Raw genomic sequence first — 23127 nt, 5'->3', positions numbered from 1 at the left:
TGCTTTTTAATGGCTTTCCATAAAAAGTGCCTTTGAAGAACAGGTTTGATAAATAGTCTTGATAGACAGTAAATTGAATTTAAAAGACAGCGGTAATACAATGCCACGTTATCGATAGAGTGATTGATTAGACAAGTATGACAATTAGATAAAAGCCTCTAAAACCTAGCTCGCTGTGGTGTGAGCAGGCGCATAGAGTCAGTAATTAGCAACTAATAAAGGATAGCAACATGGCCGGTCAAACGTTATATGACAAACTTTGGAATGCTCACGAAGTCACCAAGCGTGATGACGGTTCGAGCCTGATTTATATCGACCGCCATCTATTGCATGAAGTGACGAGTCCGCAAGCATTTGAAGGTCTGGAGCTGGCCAATAGAGCGCCATGGCGTCTGTCGGCTAACATCGCTAGTCCCGATCATAATGTACCAACGGTGACCAAAGAGCGTTTAGAAGGCGTGCCTGGTATTAAGGATAAGGTGTCGCGCTTACAAGTACTCACCTTGGATGACAATTGTGCGAAGTTTGATATCGCTGAGTTTACTATCAATGATGCGCGTCAAGGTATCTTGCACGTGGTCGGTCCTGAACAGGGTTTGGTATTGCCGGGTATGACGGTGGTTTGTGGTGATTCACATACTGCCACCCATGGCGCACTTGGCTGCTTGGCACACGGTATCGGTACCTCAGAAGTTGAGCATGTATTGGCGACTCAGTGCTTGATTCAAAAGAAATCCAAAAACATGCAGATTCGAGTCACTGGCAAATTGGGTGCTGGCGTGACATCAAAAGATGTGGTACTTGCTATTATCGCCAAAATTGGCACCGCTGGCGGCACGGGGCATGCCATTGAATTTGCTGGACAAGTCTTTGAAGACATGAGCATGGAAGGTCGCATGACCGTCTGTAACATGGCCATCGAAGCAGGTGCACGCGTGGGTATGGTCGCAGTTGATGATACGACTATCGATTACGTCAAAGGTCGTCCTTATGCACCGACTGAGGAGCAGTGGGAGCAAGCGGAAGCTTATTGGCGCACTTTATACTCAGATGCTGATGCCGTATTTGATACTATTATTGAGATTGATGGTGGCGAGATTGCGCCTCAGGTTTCTTGGGGTACGTCACCTGAAATGGTCGTCGATATCACGCAGTCGGTACCGACACCTGAGCAAGCCGTGGATGAAGCGCAAGAAGAAGGCTGGTTGCGCGCTTATACCTATATGGGTCTAACAGCAGGTCAGAAAATTACTGATATCCAATTGGATCGTATCTTTATTGGTTCGTGTACCAACTCGCGTATCGAAGATTTGCGTGATGCCGCCGCTGTTATCAAGGGTCGTAAGGTGGCGGACAATATTAAAGAAGCCATTGTCGTGGCGGGTTCTGGGCAAGTGAAGTTGCAGGCTGAAGCAGAAGGCTTAGATGCCTTGTTTACTGAGGCTGGTTTTGAGTGGCGCGAGCCGGGCTGCTCGATGTGCCTTGCGATGAATGCCGATAAGCTTGAGCCACAAGAGCACTGTGCCTCGACGTCTAATCGTAACTTTGAGGGTCGTCAGGGTAATGGCGGTCGTACGCATTTGGTCAGCCCAGCGATGGCAGCAGCGGCAGCATTAGCGGGTCACTTTGTAGATGTACGGACGTTTTAATTTAGAACGGCTGAGAGAACAGAGATGAAAATACTGCTCTTTTTATTTTGCATACTGAGTAGCTCTCAGCTAGCGATGGCTCGTGATTACTGTAATGGAAGATTTGCCTATTGTGTCGATGTGCCAAATCAATTGCAATGGTTGCCTGAAGCAGATAATGGTGACGGTCGTCATTTTAAGTTGCCCAACTCCAATGCCGATATTTTGGTCTTTGGCAGTAATACACCAAGTGTCTTCTTTTATACAGATAGTGATTATCTGAAAGAAAAGCAGCATCGATATAAAACAGGCATGACAGTTACTTATGAGCGGTTAAAAGATAAAACCTATACAGTAAGTGGTTATAGAGAGGATGGTCAAGTTTTCTATCATGTTATTAAGGTTAATAATGGTCAGGAAGTAGTATTACATCTGAACTATCCTGAGAGTGAAAAAACTAAAATGACAAGTATTGTTAAACAAATGGCACGCTCTTTTAAGCTTCATTAAGCAGCTAGAAAATTTACGTTAGTAATCGATATTTTAAGGAAAAACCATGCAAGCTTATAACACCCAAACCGGTATCGTTTGCCCACTCGATCGCGCGAACGTCGATACCGACCAAATTATCGCCAAACAATTTTTAAAATCCATTAAACGTACGGGCTTTGGCGTCAATTTATTTGATGATTGGCGTTATCTCGACGAAGGCTATCCGGGTCAAGATAACAGCACTCGTGTAATTAACCCAGATTTTGTCTTAAATAAGCCCCGTTATCAAGGCGCTACTATATTGCTGGCACGCAGAAACTTTGGTTGTGGCTCGAGCCGTGAGCATGCACCTTGGGCACTTTCAGAATATGGCTTTCGTACTATCATTGCCCCAAGCTTTGCCGATATTTTTTATAATAACTGCTTTAAAAATGGCATGCTGCCAATTGTCTTGGATGAAGCCATTGTTGATACCTTGATGAAAGCAACGCTTGCCAATGAAGGCTATGAGTTGACCGCCGACCTCGAGCGTCAAGTGGTTATTACCCCAAGCGGTGAAGAGTATGCTTTTGAGGTCGATGAGTTTCGTAAGCATTGCTTGCTAAATGGTCTTGATGATATCGGTCTTACTTTGCAGCAAAGCGATGCGATTAAAGACTATGAGCATAAAATGATGCAAAAAACGCCTTGGATATTTAATGACGTTAGAGCATAGAGCGTGACTGATAGACCAGTGGCTATAAAAAACCGATGAACAATAGTAATGCAGCGTTGAGTTATGCTGATGAACTGGCTAGAATGAAGGGTAACTTATCTTCCATATTAAATAGTAGCCGTCATTATGAATAAACAACGTTATGCTGTCTGGACAAGTATGGCTGTCGCTGCAAGTTTATTGTTAACAGGCTGTCAATCATTGACGGGCTATAAACAAATAGACAAGGCAGATAGTGCTAAGGTGCGAGCAGGGAACATCCAACCTGTTGCGGGTGAGGTGAATATTTCTTGCCTAGGTACTTATCATTGTGAAATTGTGCAGATTGACAAAACTTTAGTCATTGCTCCGGATACCCACGAGCCGGTCAGTCCTGACATGCTGGTTACCATGCCCGTTATCGAAGGCGATAAGTCGGCACAAGAACAGATGAGTATTGATATGGCACCGCTGCTGAATAATAATGCGGTCAAAATCGTTCCACTGTCTAAATCTGGTATGCCAGGATTGACCAATTACTACGCACGGGTCAAACCTGCAAAACGCGAAGTACAGGTTAATTTCTATCCAGAAAATAACGTCGGCTATGTTGAGCGTTTTGCGATTATTCATGATTTCGTCGAACCAGGCACTTATCAGTTGCGAGCTTATCAAAAAAAATCTAGTGACAATTCAGGCAGTCTGTTAGACACAGCATCACCCGAGCCTTTATGCATCGAGCTGTCGCAAGATAAAAGTTTGCAGCGTCGGTTCTGTAAGCAGTTGGGCGCTGAGCATCAGGGAGAGTTTGTAGAGACCAGCATTGTTGAGCAAAAATCTACGCAAGCAAAAACGGTGGCTTGATAGTGATGGCTAGCCTCTCGATTTGATTATTTTGCAACATTTAGCTAAATAAGAAACAACGACCTCTTGAGTACTGACTACCATTGATAATGGTGGTCTATTATTGCATTTGTCGCTAGAGGTCGGTTTTGTATAAAGCGGCAATACAGCTTTAGCACTACCAATCAATAAAAAACTATTTACCCAAAAGGATCTGTATGGCAACGATTTTAACATTAGCGGGCGATGGTATCGGCCCTGAGATCATGACTCAAGCGGTTGATGTGCTCGAAGCGGTTAATAAGAAATTTGCGTTAGGCTTAACCCTTGAATCTGGATTAATTGGTGGTGTGGCGTTTGATGCCACGGGTGAACCATTGCCAGAAGAAACGCTACAACGTGCGCGTGCAGCAGATGCGGTGTTATTGGGTGCGGTGGGTGGTCCTAAGTGGGATGGTATTGAGCGTAGCAAACGTCCTGAGCGTGGTTTACTTAAAATTCGTAGTGAGCTGGGTTTATTTGCCAATCTGCGCGTAGCCAAACTTTATCCGCAGCTTGTTAATGCCTCAAGTATCAAGCCTGAGATTATCTCAGGTCTGGATCTACTGATTGTCCGTGAATTGACGGGCGGTATTTATTTCGGTGAGCCACGCGGTATCCGAACCTTAGAGAACGGCGAGCAACAAGGCTATAACACCATGGTGTATAGCACCAGTGAGATTCAGCGTATCGGTAAGGTTGCTTTTGAATTGGCAAAAACACGCGCACAGGCTGCAGGTACGCCAGCCAAGGTTTGCTCAATCGATAAAGCCAATGTCTTAGAAGTCACTGAGCTGTGGAAGCAGACGATGATTGAGATGCAGCAAGCGGATTATAATGACGTAGCGTTATCGCATATGTATGCTGACAATGCTTGTATGCAGCTGATTAAAGATCCTAAGCAGTTTGATGTCATGGTGACGGGCAACATGTTCGGCGATATCTTGTCTGATGAAGCCGCTATGTTAACGGGCTCTATCGGTATGCTACCGTCTGCCAGTCTTGATGCTGCCGGTAAGGGTATGTATGAGCCGTGTCATGGTTCAGCGCCCGATATTGCTGGCCAAGACAAAGCCAATCCCTTGGCAACGATATTGTCTGTGGCGATGATGCTACGCTATACCTTTAAACAAGAACAAGCTGCACAAGCGATTGAGCAAGCGGTCAGTGAAGTGCTCGATGATGGCTTACGTACCCTTGATATCTTGGACAGCACTGAGGCAGGCTTGAAGCAAGTAGGCTGTCAAGAAATGGGTCAAGCAGTATTGGCTAAACTGGTATAAATAAACTGCGCTAATAGCTTCTTTACAATATATTTTAATCGTCTGATTTTTCTACTAAAACCCATAAATTGCTCAGCAGTTTATGGGTTTTTTATGCGCCGACGATTCGACATTACTGATGAGAACAATTCAGTCGTAAAATTCAGGATGCGGCACTTACAATACTGATCAGGCAGGCGTTGCATTAACACAGACACCGTAGGATAAGGCGTTTAGTAACACAAAGCCGTTATATGCTCACAACGGAATATGGCAATATTGGTAACTTCCAAATAAGCAGTAATAATGTTATTCCTCCAAAGACTGCTCATTAGCAATGTAAACGATAGATGTAAATAGTGGGTAAGAATAATAAGTACTAATAACGAAATTTCTAGAGCGTGTCCTCATTTTTAGCCTATTTATTTCAGATTGAGGACACGCTTTAATAAAACAAAAAATAATTTTAGGAGCATTACATGTATCAATTGACAAAAATAAGCACTGCGTTATTGGCGATTGGTTTATCAACCACTGTTTTCATAGGTCAAAGCGTAGCAGCAACCACTGAAAATATGACAGCGACCGATGAAAGCACGGCAGCAACCCCTGAAGATACGCAGGCAACCAATGAGACTACGACGACGAATACTGCTAATGTCCCTAACCAAGTCGCCACCAACAGAGATATCATCAACGGAGCTATTCCCAACAAACCTAACCCGAACATGCTTGGTAAGGCCGTGAGAGATGATGCTACTGATATGAGTCCAGTGACCAATGGGGTTAGCCAAAAGCTGACGGGCAACAGTAAGACCGCCGTATCGCTGAATAAATTTTTACCCACGATTAAGTACAGTACAGAAAATCTGCCAGCGACTGCTCAAAAAGTGAATGCAGCCAATTGGCAGGCGGGGGCAGATATCGATCGTAATACGGGCACAAAGTTGCAAGCATTATTAAATTGGCAGCACAGCGGCGTTGGTCCTGTGGATGGCTATTGGGGTAAAAACACCCGTAAAGCCATGCAAGCGTTCCAAAAAGCCAAGGGCTTGACGGTCACAGAGACATTAAATAACGAAACGTGGCAAGCATTAACCAAAAACGACAAACTGCTGGCGCAACCCGTATTGGTCAGCTATCAGTTGAGCGAGGCGGATGTCAATATCAAAACCACGACCATTCCAGCAGCAGCAAAAGAAAAAGCAAAGCTCGAGGGGATGTATTACGAAAGCGTGATAGAAGGACTGGCGGAAAAATTCCATATCAGTGAAAAGTATCTTAAAGCGCTTAATCCCAATGCCAGTTTTAGTGCTGGCGAAACCATCATCGTCTACAATCCGGGTAATCCGAACACCAAGGCTGTCAGCCGCGTGGTCGCTGATAGAACGACTGAAACGCTCTACGCTTACGATGCGCAAGACAATTTGGTCGCCAGCTATCCAACCACCGTAGGCAGCACGGCAACGCCATCGCCCACAGGCACGCACACCGTAGCAGTCAAGGTGCATGAGCCTAATTATACTTATACTGCTGATGATGGTAGTAAGGCGATTATTCCACCTGGCCCTAACAACCCTGTAGGAATGGTATGGATTGGGCTAAGCAAGCCCTCGTATGGTATCCACGGTTCGCCAGACCCTGCTCGTATCAGTCGCCAAGCCTCGGCAGGTTGCGTACGTTTGACCAACTGGGACGCGTTAGCGCTGCTAGGCGTCATTCAAAATGGGGCAACCGTAACATTTAAATAACGGTTCAGTATTAGGGCGTGTCTTCAATTCAAGCGCTTGTATCTATATGGGCTAAAAATGGCTAAATTTTGCCAAACATCGTCAAATAGCTGATTAATATCCCAATATTATTTGCGCTATTTTCCTCGTTTGACGGCAATTTATCTCATTTTTATGAGCATTTTTAAAATGAGGACACGTCCTAGTAAATCTTAAAAGCCAGACAAAAAAATACCGCTGTTGAATAGCGGTATTTTTTTATGATAAAAACCAATAACTAGCATATGATAGGCAATAATGAGTAGGTTAGCAATATCATTATTATTATCCGTTAAACCACTCAAGAATTTATATCAGTGCAAACCGTTTATTAATAAAACGTCTCGATACAAATGCCGTTATAACCATTCTAGGAAATAATAATTTAGTTTTTGCCACGATAAGTGATACGACCTTTAGATAAATCATAAGGTGTCATTTCGACCTTCACTTTATCACCCGTCAAGATACGAATGTAATGCTTGCGCATCTTACCGGAGATGTGTGCAATGATTTCGTGTCCGTTTTCTAAACGAACTTTAAACAATGTATTTGGAAGGGTGTCAATGACTTCGCCTTCAAATTCAATAATCTCGTCTTTTGCCATAATTTGTATCAATCAATTAAAAATAAGCCGATATTATACGTAAGTTTGCTGATTAAAGCAATACAGCCCTAGGTTTCTACTTGACAGTCTGTAACTGTTATGTATGTCCATTGAGGTTCATTCAGTCGGGCAAATTTAGCCAAATGGGCGTCAAAGAGGCGTTAGGTAATAGCTGCTGAAAGCGTTCAGGATAGTAGGCGTTAATAAAATACAAGCCATCACCAGAGGCGGTAGGCGGTGCAATGGTACGGTCTTTTTTGGCTAAAATATTTAAAAAATCGCTTGGCTCTAAGTCATGTCTCCCAATAGCATATAATGTGCCCATCAAGTTACGCACCATGTGATGCAAAAAACCATCTGCTTGGATATCAAAAACAATGAACTGACCATGAGCAAATAACCTAGCATGGCTAACGTTACGTACCGGCTGATTAGACTGACAAGCCGCCGCGCGGTAGCTGCTAAAATCGTGAGTACCGACGATATCGGCAGCCGCCAATTGCATCGCCGCCAAGTCGAGTGGCTCATAGATATGCGTTACTTGATGATTTAAAATAGCAGGGCGCTGTGCTTGATTTAGGGTGATATAACGATAACGGCGGGCAATGGCACCGAAACGCGCATGGAAGTCCGCTGGCATCGGTTGAATCCAGCGCAGGGCGATGTCATCAGGCAACAAGCTATTGACGCCGCGCAACCAGTTTTGCGTAGGCCGATAAGCACGGGTAGTAAAATGGGCAATCATATTGCTGGCATGCACACTGGCATCGGTACGACCAGCGGCGATCACTTCTACCGGTTCATTGGCGACCTTACTGATGGCAGTCTCTAGCGCTTGTTGGACACCGAGCACTTCTCGTTGACGTTGCCAGCCATGGTAATGAGTACCCAAAAACTCAACCGCAATCGCTAAGGTATAAATGGGTGAATCGTCAGACGCTATATGCTTAATCTCAGTCATGGTGTGTTCAAAATATATACAGTTGAGTAGGAGGTAGTGGTCTGTTAGCGTTTTTTAATGGTTGTACCAGCTTGGGTGACATTATTCAGCCAGCGCTGTCGACGCCTTGCAGGACTGTCATAGCGCAGCAGCAGCCATAATAAGCGAGCATAAATAGCGGGGATCGTTAAGCGCCCGCCAGCTATTACATGATAATCATACTGCCAACTACCAGCAGCGTAACTATCGCTCACCCCGCCAAAGGGCGATTGGCTGGCACAGATCACCATGTGGCCGCGCTCATAAGCCAGTTGTAGAGCAGCTGCCAGCGCGTCCGAATAGGGGACATTGCCTGCGCCAAATCCTAGTAGCATAATGCCAGAGGGTGGCTGCGACAATAATGCTTGTAGCTGATTGCTCATCACCTCGGTGTCATTAGGCAAACAGTATAAAGCATGGATGCGCACCTGCTCAGCGCGACCTTGAATAGCATCAATTATATCGTATTGGTCATCAAGCCAATGCTGTCGCCGCGTGTCTGGTAATGCTCTTATATAACTATTGGCAGGATAAGCGGCTCGAGAATGTCCGGTAAATGCCATTAGATCATGACTGTGTATCTTTTGCACCGTTTGTGCTGGCCATGACTCACCACCAAAGCAAATTTTAATGCCTGATTCGCCAGCCGCTGCGAGTTTTAAGGCGTCAGTCAGATTGTCCCATGCGTCACTATTGGCATCGACACTATAGTCATGCAACACTTCACTGTCTAGTAACGGGCGCATACTGCCAGTCACAACGATACTAATATCGCTACCGGCGAACGCTTCTGCTAAAAACGCCCCTAAATAACTTAAGGTGTCAGTACCAGTGATTAAGACAAAGCGTCTGTTACCTTGTGCATAGGCGCTTAATAGGAGTGTATAAAAATGTACAAAGTCGCTAGGAGTCAGTTGGCTGCTGTCTTTAATTAATGCATTGTCAAGCCATGAAATCTTAGGTAGATGGCTCGCATTATCTTGCTTAGCCAGCAGTTGTTGCAATGTAGGCAAAAATATTTCAGCAGATAAAGGTGCTAAGGGTCGTCCGTAGCTACCAAAAGTACCACCAGCATAAATGAGGTGAATAGGGTCGGATAGGTTTTTTGTCATAACAGAGGATGGCATAGTATGGACGCAGTCAATGAATGTGAAAAAAAGAGAGGAAAGCTTAGGAATGATAGGTAGTATGATAATAGATATTATAAAGGTTAAATGCAAAAAAAATCAGCAAGTATTTATTCTAAATGATATAGAAAATACTTGCTGATACGAGAAGAGGTTATTGACTATGCGGTGCGGTCGAGTAGCACTTGAGCTTGCTGCTGCTGTTCGCTAGTACCTTGAGTGATGACTTCATTTAGCAAACGTTTGGCACTATCATATTCACCCAACTGTAAGTATTGACCAGCTAGATCTAAAGTGACTTGATTGCTATCCAAGGTTTTAACAAAGTCAAAGTCTGCGGCGAAACGTGAAGAGAAGTCTTCAGTTATTTCGACCTGATTGTCAGTAACAATCTCACTGTCTAGCGCGCTTAAGTCAGGTTCAGCTTCAACGGGTGTCGCTGCCGTTGGTGCATCTGCTAGCGAGTCAAAGTCAAAATCATCACCTATCAAAGTATTGTCATCGAACATCAATGGCATAGTAGGTGTAATGCTAGACTCTTCACGAGTATTTTCTACGTTATTATCATCGAGCTGAAACTCTTCAGAACTATTGTCTTCAAAGCTGCTGTCTTCAAAGCTGTCACTTTCAAGGTCATTGTCTTTAAAGTTGTTCTCTTCAAGGACAAAATCACCAAGATCATTATCTTCCACAAGAGCAGGTTGTTCACTCTCTAAGACATCATCGGTAGGCAGTGATTCATCGATGTCATCTAACGATAAGGTAAGGTCATCTTCGCTATTTTGAGGTGCATCTATAGTGGCTTCATTAGTCGCTTGCTCAGCATCTGCATCCACAGCAGTCTCTAAGTCTGCAAAATCTAAGACAAAGTCTTCATCTTCTAGCGTGATGTCTTCAGACGCGCTATCAATAACAGCGGCATTGACAGAAGGCTCGGTATTATTATCGGCTTGTGCAGGCACATCAAGGCCAAAGTCGAAGTCGCTGATATCATCGTCTTGAATAGTAGGCGTAGCATTGCTAGCGTCTAGAGCCAGATTTTCTTCTTCAGCGATATCGACCTGACTGACCGGCATAATACTAGTAGCAGTTGGCTCGTCAACATCATCTTCTAAGTCACTAAGTGTTAGCTCAAAGGTGTCATCGACGTTTTCAGTGGTAGCGCTGACATCATTAAAATCATCAGATACTGCGGGTTTTTCAGTAGGCGTATCGAGTAAAGAAATCGCACTATCTTCGGCAGAAACGGTATCTTGGACAGTAGGTGTATTATTGACTTGGCTGGCAGGTAAGTCAAAATCTAAACTTTCAAAGTCAGTATTTTGAGTATCTTGCGCCGCGACTGCATGTTGTGCTACTTGATTCTGCTCTTCAACCAGCAAGGCTTTTAGTTCGTCAGCTTGTGCAATGCTTTTTGCATCACTATGACTTTTGATACCGTCATAAACTCTATAAAAGTCACCTGTTTGATTGATGGTCGCGTATATACCCAGCAGCTTAAGTGATAGCTGGCTGTCATTGGGTTTTTCTATGAGACCACGATTGAGGGTTTCGATGGCTTTGTCGTAGCGCTGTTGATCGATAAAACGCTGAGCAACCGACAGATTATCAAACTTGCCTTCGTTACTCGCGTTTTGCTGCGTAGGACGATGCTGATTGGCTCCAGAAGTGGTTACTGGGGCATTGGCTGCCAAGTTTTTACCAGCCTGTATAGGCGCGCGTGCCGATGGTTTTTGCGCTTTATTTTTGCGCATTACCAAGACAGCTATTAGTAAAATAAGCACCAGTCCGGCGATGATATATAGCATATTGTCCATAGTTACTCCCACGCCTACGATCACTGTTTGCAGTACACTGCGCTGATCAGTCAGGCAATTATTGATTGCGTAATTTTTTGAGACGAGCTTGAAGCTCCGCCAGTTTTTGGTTTTGTAATTGCAGTTTTCTAGTATAGCTGTCGAGTGTACTGTTGGTTTTTGACAGGCGCTGCGCTTGTGATGCCGCTTTCTGCCTAGAGGCTTTGAGCGTCGCTAAAGTTTCTGTACTGAGACCATTACCCGTGGTGGTTGCTGCTTTGGCTTGAGTCCCATCGGCGTTGCCATTTTTATTGGCATCGTGACCGGGCGCGAGTACAGAAAAGCGCGCTGTTGGCAATGTCTGAGTGTTAGTAATGGCTGGCTTCTCAGGATTTTTGGCTGCTTGAGTTGTCTTAGATGGTTGCTCAGGCGCTGTCTTAGGCATTATTTTTGCCGCTGGTTTTGCTGCCGCTATTTCCTTACCGCTAGGGGTGTTTGCGCTCATTCGATATTGTCTTTGAGCATCAATAGCCGCTTCTAGATTTTGCTGTGATGGCACAACCTCATAGTTGGGTAAGCTCAGCTTAGCGTCTGCTTTGAGTTGATCTGCGTCTTTATTGATAAAAGCATTCGGGTTTTGGGCCTGAATCTGTTTCATGACCGTTTGAACGTCTAGATTGTTTTTCTGAGCAACCTGCTGGGCAATGACCCACAAACTATCGTTACGCTGTACTTGATAGTCAACTGGCGTGCTACTAGCGTTGTTAGTTCCTGTACCATTTGTAGCTGCGACATTGCTATTTACTGTTGGCGTAGCTGAAGCAATCTCGCTAGAGGGGATATGGCTTGGCGCTGTAGTAATAGCGTTGCTAGTATTTGCCGCGGGTATAGCTGCAGCATTAGCGTTTGCAACATTGTTACTTGGTAGCGGCGATGTAGACGAGTTGACCATGATGCCATTATTGCTCTTATTACTAGGCTGTATCTGTCTTGTGATTTGAATATTCAGAATATCGAACTGTTTGTCAGTGATTTCAGCCGTCGTCTCATTATTTACCGCGACATTGTTAGCCATTACTTTATTAGCGATTACTTTGTTTTCGGTAGAATTGTTAGCTGCCTTGACTATAGCGCTGGTATCGTTACCACTAGCAGCCGTTGTCATAACGCTGTTGTCAGTATTTGCACGACCATTGTCCAAACGACTGACCGACTCACGGCTATTATCATTAGCGCCAACCAAAGCAACGCTATCATTGATACTAAAACTGCCATTCAAACGGCCATTATCCAAGCGGCTAGGGGCATAAACAGGGCTATTGCTTTGTAGCGTAGACGCAGTATTTTCCGGCAAGTTTGGCGTAACTGTCGGGGCTTGAATAGAGGCTTGAGCAGTGCGCACAGGCATTTTAGCCGCTGACAATGTTGTTGCAGTTGCTTTTGTTAATTCTGTTGCTTTAGGTGTTGATATCAGTGGTGGCGGCGCACCTCTTCTAACCGTCAACGGTTTGGCATTGGTGGCTGACACGACAGGTAAATTAGGTTTTTTTGCCCCTGTCACGATGTTTTTGGCGGCTTTAATCGGTACGCTCTCATCAAGAGGCATGAGTAATGTCTTAGGAATGACATTACGTTGACCCCCGTCATTAATGGCTAAGACCACATCGGCAAAAGGCTTAGAGACGGGCTGCGTGGTATTGATCAAAACCTGACCGCTGGTCGCTGATGTTGGTCTAAAGCTAACCGTCATCGAATCTGTTGGCGTCAGCCCCATTTGTTGATAAATAACAGGATTGGCCAAGCTGGCTGAAAAGTCGGCGGCTTTAATATCAGTGACCACAATGCTGGCAGTCAAGGGTTCGTGCTGTGCAGAGGTGACAACAGTCTTACCGATCGTTGCTGCTTGCGCGCTAGAAGATATAGCCACATAGCCTATGGAATAAAGTAACGCCATCGACACCGCACAATTTACAGTAGTCAAGCGATGAGATAAATGACAAGACATGTGCAGCCCTTAGAATGTGAGTTACCTGTGCTGTTATAACAAAATACGGTTTAGTTTACCAGTTTATTTCATAGACGTTGTTTTTTAGTAGCTACTGTACAGTAATGCTGACTGATAATATTTTAAGTAAAGAGTATTATTTCACTTTTTTATCAAGGAGCATCGCATCGCCATAGCTAAAAAAGCGATATTCAGCTTGGATAGCATGTTGATACGCTTGTTCGATAGCGCCCTTACCTGAAAATGCTGATACAAGCATTAATAGTGTGGACTTGGGCAAGTGAAAATTCGTCAGCAGTCGGTCTATGACGCCAAACTTAAAGCCAGGATATATAAAGATATCGGTGTCGCCTGACCAGCTAGAAAGCGCGTTGCCGTCAACTGCCGTTTTTTGATACGCCGTTTCAAGGACACGCGTCACCGTTGTACCAATAGCGATGACTTGCTTGCCGTTTGCATGGGTTTGATTAATAAGATCGGCGGTTGGTTGTGGCAGATGTGCGTATTCGCTGTGCATGGTGTGGTTGAGTAAGTTATCCGTTTTAACAGGAGCAAAAGTACCCGCGCCAACGTGCAAGGTAACAAACGCTGTATGAATGCCTTTTGCCGAAAGCTTATTTAATACCGTTTCATCAAAATGTAGGCTGGCTGTGGGTGCGGCGACGCTGGCAAGCTTGGCTGGATCATGAAAGACCGTTTGATAACGCGTATTGTCTGTGTCATCAGCATGACGCTCAAAGTAGGGTGGAATGGGCAACTCACCATAAAGCTCTAAATGAGGGAGAATAGACGCATCAAAGGCTAAAATAAACAAATTGTCTTGCCGACCAATCATTACGCAGCCCATATGACCCTCAGCGAGCGTTAATCGCTGCCCCAGTTTTGGCGCTTTACTGGCTTTGACATGGCAAAGGGCCACATGCTCTCTAATAACTGGTTGCTCGTCCGTCGTCACTAAGTGCAGAGTCGCTATATCCAAATCCGAGAGTTCAATCAAACGCTCAATCAATACCTCCACCTTGCCGCCGGTATCCTTTTGACCAAACAAGCGCGCTTTCATAACTTTGGTATCGTTAAATATGATCAAATCGCCCGCATTTAATAAATCAGGTAATTGCGCAAATAAACGATCCTCTACTGGACTGACCTTATCATTACTGTCGGCAGGCAGGTATAACAATTTTGAGGCTGAACGCTCTGACAACGGGTAACGAGCAATCAAGCTATCTGGCAGCTCATAATCGTAATCATCTACGCTCAAATAGTTTAAGCTATCATTGTTTCCATCAATATGAATGGCAGTATTACTATCGGCAACTACAGGGTGAGAATTGGTCATAATCAGTCTTTGAAAGGATAGAATTTTGGCGTAATTGTAGCAGAAATCAGAATATGAAAGGATAATTACTAAAGAATGACTCAGTATAAAAGTTATTTTGATTACCCAAATAGCCTAAGCATTTTTATCAATCACAATTAATCCTATAGTTGTTCCACCAAAGAAATATTAGGGTCTGTTGAACATTCAAATGAGGCACTGGCAGTGGCTATTTTTTAGACAATACGCAGTGAAACTCTTGACGCCTAGTCATTCTAGGTTAGATAATTTCGCCATGTATTGGCAAAAAATAGCCCTGCCCTGAAAGGCTGATACTAAAATCACCCCAAACGTTGTTGTAAACCTAGCTAAGGTCACGACATTATCGTCGGTTTACGCCTGATTTGATAAAAGGTTTGGGGCAACTTTAGCAATCAGTAGTCCTAATATTTGAATGTTCAACAGACCCTAGGTTATTCAAATAAATTTAACTGTGGTAATAATTGTGTGGCAGGGGTCAATGAAGAATAAGTCACCCCAACCAGCCTAATAGGCAGCTCGCGTGGAATGTCTAAAAACAGCTTATCTAACCAGTAGTGAGCATCTATAGCATTCACAAATGCAGTCGATAAGGTGTGTGAGCGCGTAATTTGAGTAAAGTCTGCGTATTTAATCTTCAGTGTAATGGTATAAGCAATCAATTGCTTCTTTTGCATTTGTCTAAATGCATCGTCATTTTGCTCGTAGATTTGTGCTTTTAGTTCGTCGTTATTGTTTAGATTGTCTCTAAATGTGGTCTCAGAGCCTACCGATTTATGCGTGCGCTCAGATTTGACAGGGCGCTCATCACGACCATGAGCAATGTCATGATAAAACTGGCCACGCTTACCAAACTCCTGCACCAATATAGCGGCTGGCGTGCGTCGAAGGTCGGCGCCATTGCTCACACCCATCGCATGGAGGCGCTTGGCAGTTGCTTTGCCAATACCATGAAAGCGCTCGATAGGTAGTGTACTAATAAAAGCATCAGCATCAGCTGGGGTGATAATCGCTGTACCGTTAGGCTTATTAATATCAGAAGCAATTTTGGCTAGCATCTTATTAAACGACACGCCTGCAGAGGCTGTTAATCCAGTTTGTTCTAAGATTTGCGCCCGTAACCAATTGGCCATCAAAGTCGCAGAACCTTGCTGGGCTTGCAAACCCGTGACATCGAGATAAGCTTCATCCAAAGATAACGGCTCAATATGCGGTGTCAAGCGGTGCATGATACTGCGGATATCGCTACTGACCGCACGGTAGACATCAAAGCGTGGTCGCACAAATACTACTTCAGGACAGCGTTTGCGCGCCTCGTAACAGGACATCGCCGAGCGCACACCAAATTTACGGACTTCGTAGCTAGCTGCAGCTACCACGCCGCGACCATTTGGGTCACCACCAACTACTAATGGCTTGCCACGTAGCTCAGGAAAATCACGCTGTTCGACACTGGCATAAAAAGCATCCATGTCGATGTGAATAATCTTACGCAAGCTTGGTTTGATAGAAGCAGTCATGACAACTATTTTACCTGATTTGGTGATTATTTTGGTATTGATTGTAGGAGGTGGGAACGAGCTACGATGATATGCTTGAATGAACAGATCTAAGAAAGTAACAGACATAAATAGCTCTGATTTAAACTTCTAGTGAGTTAGTGTGCCTCTATTAATAGGCTTATCTTTATCATCGCATGAAATTTTTCTTAACAATTATTCTAATAATTGTGCGATGACTATCTGGTCATCGATAAATTAATACCGTTTATCATAAATAAATGCTTTTTATATTACAGTTTTCCTTCTGAAGTTTTACACTAGAATTTCAACAGAAGTAAACGACTGTTGAAAGGACAAAAAATGCCTTATCCGCTTAGTTACTAAAATAATGATAGGTGTTGTTTATAGCTCAGGCCATGCTTTTAGAGCAAGTAATGGCACAAGTCATCATCGTAAAAAGATGTCTTTTTAATGATGATGCAAGACAATTAAGGAGCTGCTGATGAATAACGAATTAAAAGGGAGCGATTTGACAAGAGCAATGCTGACACGTGGTGATAAAGAGATATGGTGTGCAGTTTGTGATAACAGCGATGAGCAAGCAATGATGGATCATTATGGTAATGATTTTACCGCTTATATTGTCTCATACTATGACGGATATTTTTATTGTAGCAGCGGAACACCTTGGGGTTACGCAGTACCAATCAAAATAAGTGCCGTCATGCAATATGAGGTAGGAATATAAACATAATGACCAATCATGCTGGCACAAAAAAACCTCCAAAATAGGAGGCTTTATTGTTAATAAATAATGGTACCAGTGGTCGGACTCGAACCGACACGCTTTATAGGCAACGGATTTTGAATCCTTTGGCTATCTCAAATAACTAGATATACTTAACGATAATAAGCAATGAGTAGAGATAAAATATATTTATAAACAATGACTTAGGGTTAAATTAACTATATTTAGCTATAACTAAAAAGATGTAACAATATTTTTCAAGTATCAAATAAGTATCAAAATTACTTTTAAAAATTGGTTTGTTTAACTAGTTTTAGATCTCGTCGTTAATTTTAATATGATGAAACGCATTTATGTAACGGACTTCGATTCAGTTAAGAGTACCAAAAAAGTTATCAGCAGATTGTACAAAATATTAAATTATATAGATTGTAATAATTAAACTTTGACCCAACCGTTTATCCCTAATTATTACATTGAATGCGCAGCATATCGAATCAGCTGCGTACATTTATTTATTGCTTAGCCAATAAGCTCTCTAGTACATAATTCTTTATTATACATTAGATACAAGCAGTCCTTAGTAGTCCAAATGCATTTAATATCACTGATCCTCTTCAGATTCGAGCGATTGTCATTAAACTATTGATTTAGCGCGTTTGGATAGTCGAGCTTATTATTTGCTTATGCTTCCTAAAGGTGCAGATGACCTTTTTTTAATATTTAGTACTCTTCATAAGTAGCTTTAAGGTCACGTTAAGACATTTCTTTACCAAGGATCCATATTAGTCCAAGCATAAACATAACCGAGAACCTCTAAGCTGTCTGTTTTGGATTTAGAAATTTTCTCATCTGGATATTCCTTGTTCTTACATTGTAGTAGCAGGCCACCATCAGACTGATTAAATAGTGCTCTTACCCCGTAAAAGCTATCCGTTCTTATCAAGTAAAACTTGCCGTTTTTTATAGTGCGTTTAGTTAAATCTACTGAGCACTGTGCACCAATAGTGATTATCGGCTGCATGCTATGGTCTTCTTGATTATAGAATAGGGTCTTACTTAAGTTACTGTTCGTCCGTTCAGCAATTTCAGATTGCGACCTTAATGGTTGTTCTACATGTTTAAAATTTTCTATAAAAACACTTAAATTGGGATATTTCTTTATCTGTTCTAAGGTCGACCTATTTTCAATAAAATCATCCGCTCTTTCCTCCCATTCTAGCCACTCTTCATACTCTTCGATTTGACGCTCTTGTTCAGCAGAAGGCTCGTATCGTTTTTCAAACTCTTCATGCTCACTAAAAATCTTATTCTCAAACTCTTCTTTTAAAAATCTAATACTATACGGAAGTCTAGGTTCTAAACCGAGCTCTGTAATGTAATGATCCCTCATACTTTCTTCGTAAGCGTTCATATAGTCCATAGCGTCGTCAATATCTTCATAAGAACTATAAGGATATTCACCATTCAATAACCAATATTCTGATTCACCTAGAACCTGTGAAAGGCGGAGTAAATATTCGCCACTTGGTTTGGCTTTACCAGCTAACCATTTTGATATGCTTCCTTTAGAAACCCCCGTAGTTTTAACAATATCTACTTGTTTAAGTCCTTTCGCCTTCATGCACTCTTTAATTCTATTAGCCATCTGTTTTAGATCTTCACTCACAAATTTCCCCTTAACTCATAAAAAGTTTCTTGTATTTATTTTATCACGAGAAACTTTTAAAAGAAATAGCATAAAATAGTGATTTCTTATGCCATAGCTACTTGTACCCTGCTATACATGAAAGTTACATTACTTAACAATAATAATTTAGGTTTCGATTGATTTTGATAGTTTCGAGAGTAAACTATACTTACTAGTATTTAGAAGTAATAATCTATATCGACAAGGAAAGAAGTTATGTATCGCAAAAAAACTTGGTCAGAATATACAGATGATGAAAAAGAGATTTTAAAACAAAAAGTCATTGAAGCTGCTCCAAATACTCCTTTTTCGCCTGAATTCGCCGCCGCCTACATAGGCAAATCATTGCACACGTTGCAGCATATGCGCTGTCATAAATCAGATGCTATTACATACAGCAAAGTCGGCCGACATATTTTGTATAGAAAAAGACATCTGGATGAATACCTTGATAGCTGCGAAAAATCATGTACATCGAGCTAATTTTTAAAAAGCTGTTAAGAAACTTAAAACTTAGCTTCATATTAATTGAAGGAATCTGAAAAATGCCAAAGCAAAAATACGAAACAAATGGCAGTAGTGGAATGCATTATGTGAATCATAATTTCGGTGATTGGGAGCTCGAAACACGTCATATGACGCGTATAGAGAAAAGCATATATTTAGATATGCGTACGAATTATTTAAAAGATGGTAAGCCGTTTACTTCTGATGTAGATCTATTGGCGCACAGGTTATCTTGTAACAGTGATGATGAAAGAAAGGCCTTAGAAATAATTTTAAAAGATAAATTTAAATTGGATAAACGTACTAAATCCTACAAACACACTATTTGGGAAACTATCCTGAAAAATTATAAAGCTCGCAATTGGAAGAACAGTACAAACGATACAGTAAATAATGATGACGTCACGATTCATAACAATAGTGTTATTCCAACCACTCCCTTAACTGATGCTCAAAGAAAAGCCAAGTCACGTGATGCTGAAAAGATAATGCGTCAGCAGTTATCAGACATAGGTGTAGATAGCACAGGCACTAAAGGCATGACTAAGTTGCGAAAATTATTTGACATACATCAGCATAAAATTAACTCAAACAACAATAACATTGCAACGTGTCACTCTGAGAGTCACGCAATAGTCACGCAAAAAGAAGCTATAACTATAAAACATGAACTAGAAAACAGAAAACAAGAAACATTTGAGAGAGAGGCGCACTCACAAGGTTCTTCTATTGTGTGCTCAGATGTTCAAACTGATTTTGTTGAGCAAAATGATACTAACCATGATTTATCCACTAGCGGTTATGATGGTATTGAAAAATGGCAAGCACCCTCAAAGAGCGTTATGCAAGTTGATCTATCTCAGGCAAGTGTGAAATTAGAGATGACAGATAATGAGTATAAGTTACACGTTGAAGATTTTAAAACTTATTACGCAGAGAAGGCTCAGAACGGCAAGCCTTTAGAAAGTGAAGGTATTCGTAAGCTAAGACTACGCCAATGGTTACAACGTGTTGCAGATCGCCAACTCACTACTAAAGAGCAGACTGATAAACGCTTCAATATCGATGATGAAGACTGGGAAAATGAGAGAAGTAGCAAATCAAATAAGAATGATAGCAGAGAGAGTACGACTGATGTTTATCACCCCAGTCATAAAAATTCATCAACTTCTAAAGTTAAAGCCAACCCTAAAATTAATGTAGTTCTTAACGGATTATGGAAATCAACTTTACCTAAAATGTCAGTTGATGAAACCTACTCATATATAGAACAGCATCACATGCCAGGCGAGTCGAAGGATGAGACGTATGATCGATTGATAACTGAAATACAAAAAGAAAATAAATTTGAGACAGTATGAAAACTACAAACTTAAAACCGAATCAAAAGCTTATTAATTTAAATAGAGACAAATTGCTTATACATCCGCAAGCTGAGCAAGCTTTAATAATTTGGCAAAGGCTCAGGCTCAGCTCATCTTCTGTAAGCATTAGATATCTAGATAAGTTTTATTGCCCGCCTATCAGAGTGATCAAAAACAGTAGTGATACATTATTTTTTATTAATGATTTTAAGAGAGTTGATGAGATATTAAGACTGCAAAGTACGGACAGTTATCCATGTCTCATCACACCAGAAAGTATTAAAGATATTCGAATGCTGGCATGGGCTGAGGTAGTGCAACTCGTCAACCTAAAAAATATTAATCACCCTGACTTATTTAAGGCGCTTAAGCAGAAAGCGCCCAGCTCAGTTATTTGTAAATTGATGCGCATAGATGTTTTATCCGTTGAGTCGTATTGTAAATTTGCCGGTATTAAAAAGGCAGACTTTGAGTATCAACAATGTAGAAAAGCTATTCAGAACAATGTGATAGGTATTCCAAAAAACATGGATTGGCTGGTGAACTAATTATGATGAATTTAAATAAGAATGAGTTGGATATAGTTCTTGATAAGCTAGTACCTGAAGGGTCTCCTGATGTTGTAAGAATACAAGATTTGATTATTTACGTTTTGGGCTTTAGACCAAATTTTGCTTTGAATATAAACTTCGCTATAGATATATTTGAGGTTAATTTTACAGAAGGTGAATGCTCTGACATAGCAACTAGAATTATTAAAGAGCAGAAAATTGAAGAATGGGCTGTCTCTTATATGCTGATACTTTTTTATCAGAAGTATGGTGAGGTAGATAGAAAAAGCATTGCCTGGCAGTTTATGAGCATATATCTACAGATCATTGTAAGAATCACAATGCGTGGAGATGGTCATCTTGCTAAGGTGAGTCAGTTAGGTGTTAGAGTCAGAATGGGGTTAAATGCGAACAATCCACAATCTGAAATAGTAAAGGAGCTTATTGGTATACATGCCCAGCAGAGTTCATTAGAAAGTGTACTACATGCTATTCGCCAGTATGAGGTTTTAACTAAGCAGTCAGAAGCCTCAAGTAAGGTTGTTAATAAAAAGCTGGCAGGAAAGATTGGTCGTATTAGGCTCGCTTACGAGGTCGTAGCGGAAGATAAGGCGTTTATTGGCAAGACTTATTCTAAGTCTGATGACACTGACAATAATAGTGTTGGTTTAAACAAGGTTTTTCTTGATAGTGATGATGAACCACTTAGAGCCACTATATTTGGAATAAGTCACCAAAACGATAATGTGTCCTCCAATGAAAATTTAGCTGATGATGATCCAGAGAAGCTTTTAGATAACGATTTTAAGCCTTCTAGATATACTGCTAAGTCTGCTGAACTGCAGCAATGGAAACTCAAAAATAACTTTCGCCACGCTAGGCGCAATCAATTTGGCTTTCCAACAAGTTTACGGCAGCTAAGTTTACTGAGTATTCAAAAATTGTTTAATAGAGTTTGGCAGCTTTCAATGGTTACGGATGATTATAGTCGTTTTGGCTATGTAGTTATCTTAATGTCATTCCTTAGTGGACGTAAGATCCAAGAAGTCATTAATGAACTTGGCAAAGAGAAAAGCCAACGCACGTGGCTCAGCAGTAAAAAAATAATAGGTGAAAGCTACTACACTTTGAAGATTGTAGTAAACGTTACTATGAATCGCAGAAGTCATCTACTGCAACATCGCAAGAGTATTGATAACGAATTTATACTTCTTTTACCTACTCAGTTGCATTCCATTATTGACGCAGTCAATATCGAAAATACAGATATATCTGAAATACTAAAAGACCTACAAGAACAATTAGACCTGCCTGCACTCAGTTATCAACACATAAATTCAGCTCTATACCTCATCATAAAAAATAAGTTAAATGAGCCGTTGCACGCTGATTTAATCACTGGTGTTGACGTTAGACATAGCTCGCCTCTTTACTACACAAGCATTGATTCTAATAGTATTGAGAATACATATAGAAGTGCTATTTTGTTAATGAGAAAATATTGTCCTGATATGATTCAATCACAGCTTCGTCAAGATTACAAAACTAAATCAGAAAATATAGAGCGCCAGAGTTATATCGGTAGTGATATGGCTTTAAATAAACTGACATGTCAAAAGTTCTTTTCAGAATTAGCGAATGGAGCCGAAAGTTTTAATGGATGCCTTGAGCGAAACTTAAGTATTCGACAGGATCGTTATATAGAGCAGTTTAATGCCTATGGTATTTGGCTATGGCATATTATTATGATTCAGACAGGTATAAGACCTGTTGTACATGCGCCAGGTGTGTTAAACCAGCTTGATTTTATAGCAGGGTTGTTTTGGGTCTCTGATAAAGAAGAGCGTCAAGGACAAGAGCAGGGAAGACTCATACCTTTAAGCAAGTTTTTAATTATAGCAATACAAAATTATATTGAATATATAAAAGAATTTGCTTCACTGCATAATGTTATATATCCCTCTGAGCAGTTTCCCATAGATGATATTTTAAACTCTCGCCAACCTCTTATTCAAATCTTTAGTAAAAACCCTAAGGGATTTTCAGGCATTACACCTAGCAAAGTTCGCTATCAATTAAAGAGATGACCCCTGTCGTCAAATCCGTAGAACCAAACTTGGGAGATTTTAATTACGCAGCCTGACGATAGAAGTCAAACCACACCTGT

The 23127-nt window shown here is 41.6% G+C and carries 19 protein-coding genes; 11 read left to right on the top strand and 8 right to left on the bottom strand.

The window, feature by feature from the left end; translation table 11 throughout:
- Window positions 1-230: 230 nt before the first annotated feature.
- From leuC to AAEY80_RS10585, 6 genes are all read left to right on the top strand, one after another.
- Window positions 231-1649 carry a 3-isopropylmalate dehydratase large subunit gene (gene leuC / locus AAEY80_RS10610; RefSeq protein WP_350588278.1) on the top strand — a complete coding sequence of 473 codons (1419 nt, stop codon included), beginning with the start codon at window positions 231-233 and terminating at the stop codon, window positions 1647-1649.
- Between the two features lie 24 nt (window positions 1650-1673).
- The gene (locus AAEY80_RS10605) at window positions 1674-2138 is read left to right on the top strand and encodes a hypothetical protein (protein ID WP_201577661.1); all 465 of its coding nucleotides are present in this window, start codon (window positions 1674-1676) and stop codon (window positions 2136-2138) included.
- Window positions 2139-2184: 46 nt separating this feature from the next.
- Window positions 2185-2835, top strand: coding sequence for a 3-isopropylmalate dehydratase small subunit (gene leuD / locus AAEY80_RS10600; protein WP_101210889.1), 651 nt, complete (start codon window positions 2185-2187; stop codon window positions 2833-2835).
- Window positions 2836-2961: 126 nt separating this feature from the next.
- Window positions 2962-3678: a hypothetical protein gene (locus AAEY80_RS10595; RefSeq protein ID WP_025651389.1), complete on the top strand. Its 717-nt coding sequence runs from the start codon at window positions 2962-2964 to the stop codon at window positions 3676-3678.
- Between the two features lie 197 nt (window positions 3679-3875).
- Entirely contained in the window at window positions 3876-4979 is a 1104-nt protein-coding gene (gene leuB, locus AAEY80_RS10590; RefSeq protein ID WP_025651388.1) for a 3-isopropylmalate dehydrogenase, read from the top strand.
- 458 nt (window positions 4980-5437) lie between these two features.
- Window positions 5438-6709: a L,D-transpeptidase family protein gene (locus tag AAEY80_RS10585; RefSeq protein ID WP_101210886.1), complete on the top strand. Its 1272-nt coding sequence runs from the start codon at window positions 5438-5440 to the stop codon at window positions 6707-6709.
- Between the two features lie 403 nt (window positions 6710-7112).
- Here the strand turns inward: AAEY80_RS10585 and infA are convergent, their stop codons facing one another.
- The 7 genes from infA to dinB all read right to left on the bottom strand — a co-directional run bounded on the left by infA (window position 7113) and on the right by dinB (window position 16226).
- Window positions 7113-7334 carry a translation initiation factor IF-1 gene (gene infA / locus AAEY80_RS10580; protein WP_010199824.1) on the bottom strand — a complete coding sequence of 74 codons (222 nt, stop codon included), beginning with the start codon at window positions 7332-7334 and terminating at the stop codon, window positions 7113-7115.
- A 121-nt stretch (window positions 7335-7455) separates the two neighbouring features.
- The gene (gene truA, locus AAEY80_RS10575; RefSeq protein ID WP_201584498.1) at window positions 7456-8295 is read right to left on the bottom strand and encodes a tRNA pseudouridine(38-40) synthase TruA; all 840 of its coding nucleotides are present in this window, start codon (window positions 8293-8295) and stop codon (window positions 7456-7458) included.
- Window positions 8296-8339: 44 nt separating this feature from the next.
- A complete protein-coding gene (locus AAEY80_RS10570; RefSeq protein WP_227675076.1) occupies window positions 8340-9425 on the bottom strand; it encodes an asparaginase in 1086 nt (361 codons plus the stop codon).
- Window positions 9426-9601: 176 nt separating this feature from the next.
- Window positions 9602-11257, bottom strand: a complete 1656-nt coding sequence (locus tag AAEY80_RS10565) for a FimV/HubP family polar landmark protein (protein WP_201578547.1) — start codon at window positions 11255-11257, stop codon at window positions 9602-9604.
- Window positions 11258-11315: 58 nt separating this feature from the next.
- Window positions 11316-13241, bottom strand: a complete 1926-nt coding sequence (locus AAEY80_RS10560; RefSeq protein WP_350588277.1) for a type IV pilus assembly protein FimV — start codon at window positions 13239-13241, stop codon at window positions 11316-11318.
- 136 nt (window positions 13242-13377) lie between these two features.
- Window positions 13378-14580: a tRNA preQ1(34) S-adenosylmethionine ribosyltransferase-isomerase QueA gene (gene queA / locus AAEY80_RS10555; protein WP_101210882.1), complete on the bottom strand. Its 1203-nt coding sequence runs from the start codon at window positions 14578-14580 to the stop codon at window positions 13378-13380.
- Between the two features lie 452 nt (window positions 14581-15032).
- Entirely contained in the window at window positions 15033-16226 is a 1194-nt protein-coding gene (gene dinB / locus AAEY80_RS10550; protein ID WP_445260949.1) for a DNA polymerase IV, read from the bottom strand.
- 376 nt (window positions 16227-16602) lie between these two features.
- Here dinB and AAEY80_RS10545 point away from each other — a divergent pair, with 376 nt between their 5' ends.
- Window positions 16603-16848 carry a hypothetical protein gene (locus tag AAEY80_RS10545; protein WP_201567755.1) on the top strand — a complete coding sequence of 82 codons (246 nt, stop codon included), beginning with the start codon at window positions 16603-16605 and terminating at the stop codon, window positions 16846-16848.
- Between the two features lie 769 nt (window positions 16849-17617).
- On the opposite strand, the gene AAEY80_RS10540 is transcribed toward AAEY80_RS10545, so the two are convergent.
- Window positions 17618-18517: an XRE family transcriptional regulator gene (locus tag AAEY80_RS10540; protein ID WP_201567757.1), complete on the bottom strand. Its 900-nt coding sequence runs from the start codon at window positions 18515-18517 to the stop codon at window positions 17618-17620.
- Window positions 18518-18754: 237 nt separating this feature from the next.
- Here AAEY80_RS10540 and AAEY80_RS10535 point away from each other — a divergent pair, with 237 nt between their 5' ends.
- The 4 genes from AAEY80_RS10535 (at window position 18755) to AAEY80_RS10520 (ending at window position 23047) form a co-directional block, all read left to right on the top strand.
- Window positions 18755-19021 carry a helix-turn-helix domain-containing protein gene (locus AAEY80_RS10535; protein WP_201567759.1) on the top strand — a complete coding sequence of 89 codons (267 nt, stop codon included), beginning with the start codon at window positions 18755-18757 and terminating at the stop codon, window positions 19019-19021.
- Window positions 19022-19083: 62 nt separating this feature from the next.
- Window positions 19084-20406: a DUF1376 domain-containing protein gene (locus AAEY80_RS10530; RefSeq protein WP_201567761.1), complete on the top strand. Its 1323-nt coding sequence runs from the start codon at window positions 19084-19086 to the stop codon at window positions 20404-20406.
- Window positions 20403-20957 carry a hypothetical protein gene (locus tag AAEY80_RS10525; RefSeq protein WP_201567762.1) on the top strand — a complete coding sequence of 185 codons (555 nt, stop codon included), beginning with the start codon at window positions 20403-20405 and terminating at the stop codon, window positions 20955-20957. The genes AAEY80_RS10530 and AAEY80_RS10525 overlap by 4 nt, the downstream gene beginning before the upstream one ends.
- A 2-nt stretch (window positions 20958-20959) precedes the next feature.
- The gene (locus AAEY80_RS10520) at window positions 20960-23047 is read left to right on the top strand and encodes a hypothetical protein (RefSeq protein ID WP_350588276.1); all 2088 of its coding nucleotides are present in this window, start codon (window positions 20960-20962) and stop codon (window positions 23045-23047) included.
- Window positions 23048-23127: the final 80 nt, after the last annotated feature.

The sequence above is a fragment of the Psychrobacter sp. 78a-MNA-CIBAN-0178 genome, from assembly GCF_040309625.1.
Taxonomy (GTDB): Bacteria; Pseudomonadota; Gammaproteobacteria; order Pseudomonadales; family Moraxellaceae; genus Psychrobacter; species Psychrobacter okhotskensis.
Note: the sequence above shows the minus strand (reverse complement) of the source record. Positions and strands in the feature narration are given on the sequence as shown.

Coding starts and splice junctions, on each gene's coding strand:
- leuC (WP_350588278.1), top strand. CDS start 231: ATGGCCGGTCAAACGTTATATGACAAACTTTGGAATGCTCACGAAGTC.
- AAEY80_RS10605 (WP_201577661.1), top strand. CDS start 1,674: ATGAAAATACTGCTCTTTTTATTTTGCATACTGAGTAGCTCTCAGCTA.
- leuD (WP_101210889.1), top strand. CDS start 2,185: ATGCAAGCTTATAACACCCAAACCGGTATCGTTTGCCCACTCGATCGC.
- AAEY80_RS10595 (WP_025651389.1), top strand. CDS start 2,962: ATGAATAAACAACGTTATGCTGTCTGGACAAGTATGGCTGTCGCTGCA.
- leuB (WP_025651388.1), top strand. CDS start 3,876: ATGGCAACGATTTTAACATTAGCGGGCGATGGTATCGGCCCTGAGATC.
- AAEY80_RS10585 (WP_101210886.1), top strand. CDS start 5,438: ATGTATCAATTGACAAAAATAAGCACTGCGTTATTGGCGATTGGTTTA.
- infA (WP_010199824.1), bottom strand. CDS start 7,334: ATGGCAAAAGACGAGATTATTGAATTTGAAGGCGAAGTCATTGACACC.
- truA (WP_201584498.1), bottom strand. CDS start 8,295: ATGACTGAGATTAAGCATATAGCGTCTGACGATTCACCCATTTATACC.
- AAEY80_RS10570 (WP_227675076.1), bottom strand. CDS start 9,425: ATGACAAAAAACCTATCCGACCCTATTCACCTCATTTATGCTGGTGGT.
- AAEY80_RS10565 (WP_201578547.1), bottom strand. CDS start 11,257: ATGGACAATATGCTATATATCATCGCCGGACTGGTGCTTATTTTACTA.
- AAEY80_RS10560 (WP_350588277.1), bottom strand. CDS start 13,241: ATGTCTTGTCATTTATCTCATCGCTTGACTACTGTAAATTGTGCGGTG.
- queA (WP_101210882.1), bottom strand. CDS start 14,580: ATGACCAATTCTCACCCTGTAGTTGCCGATAGTAATACTGCCATTCAT.
- dinB (WP_445260949.1), bottom strand. CDS start 16,226: ATGTCTGTTACTTTCTTAGATCTGTTCATTCAAGCATATCATCGTAGC.
- AAEY80_RS10545 (WP_201567755.1), top strand. CDS start 16,603: ATGAATAACGAATTAAAAGGGAGCGATTTGACAAGAGCAATGCTGACA.
- AAEY80_RS10535 (WP_201567759.1), top strand. CDS start 18,755: ATGTATCGCAAAAAAACTTGGTCAGAATATACAGATGATGAAAAAGAG.
- AAEY80_RS10530 (WP_201567761.1), top strand. CDS start 19,084: ATGCCAAAGCAAAAATACGAAACAAATGGCAGTAGTGGAATGCATTAT.
- AAEY80_RS10525 (WP_201567762.1), top strand. CDS start 20,403: ATGAAAACTACAAACTTAAAACCGAATCAAAAGCTTATTAATTTAAAT.
- AAEY80_RS10520 (WP_350588276.1), top strand. CDS start 20,960: ATGATGAATTTAAATAAGAATGAGTTGGATATAGTTCTTGATAAGCTA.